The organism is Bradyrhizobium sp. 33ap4 (assembly GCF_032654765.1).
Lineage (GTDB): Bacteria > Pseudomonadota > Alphaproteobacteria > Rhizobiales > Xanthobacteraceae > Bradyrhizobium > Bradyrhizobium australafricanum.
Window position 1 is genome coordinate 1 of the sequence record NZ_JAUMTJ010000138.1, and the last position, 4,433, is coordinate 4,433.

2 protein-coding genes and 1 pseudogene are annotated in these 4,433 nt (G+C 58.6%); all 3 read right to left on the reverse strand.

The window, feature by feature from the left end; genetic code table 11:
- Positions 1 to 598 precede the first annotated feature (598 nt).
- Positions 599 to 919 carry a hypothetical protein gene (locus tag Q2M23_RS43155; protein WP_316399452.1) on the reverse strand — a complete coding sequence of 107 codons (321 nt, stop codon included), beginning with the start codon at positions 917 to 919 and terminating at the stop codon, positions 599 to 601.
- A gap of 1,055 nt (positions 920 to 1,974) precedes the next feature.
- Positions 1,975 to 3,527 (reverse strand): annotated as a pseudogene (locus Q2M23_RS43160) (ISL3 family transposase).
- A 162-nt stretch (positions 3,528 to 3,689) separates the two neighbouring features.
- Positions 3,690 to 4,202 carry a hypothetical protein gene (locus tag Q2M23_RS43165; protein ID WP_316399453.1) on the reverse strand — a complete coding sequence of 171 codons (513 nt, stop codon included), beginning with the start codon at positions 4,200 to 4,202 and terminating at the stop codon, positions 3,690 to 3,692.
- Positions 4,203 to 4,433 lie beyond the last annotated feature (231 nt).

A 4,433-nucleotide genomic window follows, 5' to 3' on the forward strand; every position in this document is an offset into this window, starting at 1 on the left:
GAATGGCGGGCGACATCAAATCGGAACGGTGGGCGAGATCATTCCGGAATCGTGGGCGACATCGAGCGGAATCAGCACCAGCCGTTGCGAGGCTGCGGCGCTCAGCGACGGCAGCGGTCACCATTGAGAGCGCATTTTGGGCACCTGATCGCCGTATCAGCAGCCACCACAATCGCCAAGGCGGTTCAGTGCGACCTGGCCCACCATGCAAAGGCCGGCGGATGGTTCGTTGTTGAGCCTGAAACGGCCACAGCAGCCGTCGAGCTGGCCTCAGTGCTTATTTTGGCTCGCTCGCGGCCATGGCGTGGCACGATCAGCTGATACGGCAACACAGGGATAGGAACCATCCCCTAGCAGGTCAGTTGATGGCCTGTTCAGTGCCGACCGTCATCGGCGTTGAGCGAGGGATATGGACTCGGTCTCGGCACTTGCACCCCTCGTGCTGAGGCCTTTTCTTTGCGCTCAATTTCGCGACCGGAGAATCCGCATGACCCCCAGAGAACGCCGTGACATGCCATGGATTATTGGGGCCGCTGCATTGGCTTTTGTCCTATCGATCGTTGTCGGCGGCATGACGTACTTTCGGTAGCGGCCAGGGCTAGCCCGGGCGAATATCGGGACCATTCGCGAGTTGCTTCTCTAATTGGGAAGCGCGATTTTCCAAATCGTCCATCTCGAGCCGGATTCTGAGAGCTAAATCCGTGTCCTTGCTTTGCCGAGCCAGGGCGAGGTCCGTCTCCAACTCGCTGAGGTCCATCAAAACGCTGCCCAATTCCACGCTTGTTGCGTAGGTCGGATCATTTTCAAGGTGGGTGTACCGGCTGCCGAGCGCTGTAGGAGAGCGGGGCCTCGTCACCGCGTTCGGGGGCGGCGATTGCGGATGGATGGTTTTGCGGGCCAGCGTTCGCGTCACGTTCATCGGGGATATGTTGTCTTTGGCTATAGCGCCCACGCCGGGTTTTGCTCACCAGCAGGTAAACGATCATCCCAGCGGCTAGGCCGATGACGAGCACAATGGCTAGACCGATGACGCTCATGTTATACACCCTATCGTTCTCCACAGGTCCGGACCACAAATTGACTTCTGCAGCGACGTAGCCGAATTCGGTCGCAAATCAGCTTGAGTGAATAGATGCGCCCGCCCGGCACCGCCGCGGCGGGTTTTCATTTGCCGTGTTTTCAAACGAGCACGGCAGAAGACGTTCCAAAGTAGAGAGGAATAGATGGCGCACGGGATCAAGAATCGATCATTCGCTTCATCAAGTGGTCCATGGTGGTTGAGGAGCGCGAGACATAGCGACAGCCGGCTGCATGCTTACAGAGACAAAGTTTTTTCCAAATAAGGTAGAGCATAGCGCCTGTCTTTGCGGCACCTTCTCTCAGTATCCGTAGTGGCAAAATTCGAGAAGCCTCAAAAAGGCAGTCCGCACCGGCTGGTGATCGGGCAGCACACGTTCCCTTCAAGGAGCATCGCGAGGTTCGCGGGTGCCCACGGCAGAGTTCATGTCCACATGAAGCCAGGCGGCCCAATCCGGCGGGCCGACAGTATCTTCTGCGCACGACGTGCGTGGGATCACGGCACTGAAGTCGGCTTTATGAAGTCGATCGAGGATCGCTTTCAGCAGCTAGCCGATCGGATAATCAATGATCGTGTGCCCGCGTTTGACGCCGAACAGACGTACATCATCAGTTCTTTCTATGCTCTTTGGGCGGTGCGGGCCGAAATTCGGGACCGACCGGGAAACGACATCGATCTACACGGGTTAATGCCCGGTCGCACTGGATGGTCGCGGGACGAAGAGGAAGGATTGGAGAAAACGGGACTTGCCTTTTTCCGGGGCGTGATGATGCCAGCCCACGTCGTAAACGGTATGCACGTGCGTGTGCTCGTCGGGCAATACCTCCGGCAAATAAACCCATTGGTGTCAATCAGCTTGCAAATTTGGCTCTGTCGCAGTTTTGGTGCAGCTCCGATTATTCTGCGCCGATTAGTCTGGCCTGAAGCAGATCGATTTTCCCGCGGCCATACATCTGACGCCTGACGAGCTTGAGGCGCGTGATCTGACCTTCAGTCTGTCCGTTGGACCAGGGCGAGATGATTGCCGCCCGAACCGCCGCTTCGTCCCTGACGACGCCGCTCGCGAACGAGGCGACGAGACTGATGCGAGCGCGCTCGATCCATGCGGTAAGCCCTTCCTCGACCTTTCGCCGGATCATCACGTGGAATTCGGCGATGATGTCGCGGGCCTCGACCAAGCTTGGTACGCCAGCTTCGATCGCCGCGATCGTGACGGTCTCCGCTTTCGTCAGCAAGTCCCGGCCGATTGTCATGAGACGAGCGATCGTTCTGGCCGACAGAATCCGTTGAAGGTTTTGCGTGTCGGCCTTTTCAGCTCGTCGTCTGCGGGTCGCCCACTCGCTGATGACGCGAAGCGAGCCTCGAAAGCCTCGCGCCTTCAGGCGGCGCCAAAGTTCAGCTCCGTTTCGACAGCCGGACGCCCACTGATCGTCGAGCCAAGGCAAATGCAGGTCCAACGAGCTTTGTCGGGTCCGGAAAACATCGTTGCGCTCGCCGCGGATCACGTGCCGAACCAGCTTCCTGCTGTGGCCAGTTTGACGCACGATCAGCTTGATGGGTAAGCCATTCTTCGAAAGAGTCAGGATGGCCGCATTGGTCTCCTCGCGGCGAAGATAGCCCTCATACTGGAGGCGCTCGGCGGCTGTGAGCAGTTTGGGATTGATCGTGGTCGCACCGATGACGGTGCGTATCTGTCGCATCGATTTGCGGACGGCATCAAGGAAGGCTCGGCTGGCGTTCTCCATCAGATGCCAACGATCCGCGACCTGTACCGCGTGCGGCAAGGCCTTTGCTGCCGCTTCGCCATATCCACCGCCACGATCGCGGGCGACGATCTGGATCGCAGGATGGGCAGCAAGCCAGGCTTGGGCGGTCGCAGGCTCCCGATCCGGCAGCAAGGTGACGACCCGGCGGCGTTATTGCAGATGATGCTGGCGTATCGGTGATTGCGGCGCCAAGCCCAATCATCAATGCCGATAACTCTAAGCGGATCAGCCGGCGGACGGCTACGGCGCCGGACGACGCGCAGCAACGTATCCTTGCTCACCGGCAGCATCAGCCTTTTTGCGAAGCCTGCCGCCGGTCGACCACCAAGCGCCAAGCCGAGGTGATGAACGATCGACTCCATCCTCGCCGTGCGCCGCGCCGACGGAGCCAGTACCCCTGCGGCGAAGCGCTCCGTGAAGATCTGACGCCCGCACAGGACGGCGTCGCAGCGGAAGCGGCGGGCAATTACCAGGAGCTGGACGATCCGCCCCGAGAGCGGCAGATCGGTCACACGTCGCCGATATCGGCTATGGACACGCCGGGAAACCGTTCCGCACGATGGACACAGACCAAAGCTGCCCGACGCCCGGACCGCAATAACGGCCTTATCGCCTTCGAAGTACGCACTCTCTACAACAAACCCACTCGGCACCAGATTGGAGCGCGGGAGTGCCTGCTGCATGGCGCTGATTCTCCCCCAATCAAAGCGCCAGACATCCCCCAAACTGCATCAAAAGTGAGTCAGAGCCAATATTGCAGGCCGAATGACAAGTGGTCGAGGGGATCGTGTCCGGTAATGTCTCGCCGATCATTCGCTACATGCGTGGATGACATTTCGCCTTTCCTAAAGCTCCTCTGCGGGCTCTTCATCAAGTAGTCGCCGAAGCTCCCCCGGAGAGAACCGCTCGAGATCAAAAGTTAGGTCTTCCTGATCGACAGAAAATGACAGAGCAGGATGATTGTCTCCAAGTCCGTGAAACTCGTCACGCAACTGTTTTTCCAGACGCTGAAGCTCATTCGAAGCGACGGAGGCTGGCAGCGGCATAGCTTCATCCTCCAGATGATCCAGCACTCGCCGAAGCGCCGCCTGAGGAAGCTGCTCTGAGTGGGATGCGGCTTGCGCCTGCATGAAAGCCGACGGCGCGGGTTGATCATCTCGGCTTTCCTGAAGCTCCTCTGCTGGCTCGTCGGAAAGCGGTCGCAGGAGCTCCTCTGGAGAGAACAGTTCGCGATCTAAAGTGAGGTCTTCCGGATCAGTCGGAAACGACAAAGCAGGATGATTGACTCTTGGCTCGTCGGGAAACTGTTTTTCTATTCGCTGCAACTCCTCTAAAGCAACGGAGACTGCCGACGGCATGGCTTGATCATCCAGATAATCCAGTACTCGCCGAAGTTCCCCCTGAGGGAGCTGCTCTGAATCCAATCCGGCTTGCGCGGAAGCTGACGGGGCCAGGTGATCATGTCGCCTTTGCTGAATCTCCTCTGCCGGCTCGTGATCAAGTAGTTGCCGAAGCTAAGTCGGATCGTAGCCATGTCGTTCTGTGAGCCAAGGAGTTGAGTGTTATAGTTGTCTTCCTAAGACCGCTTG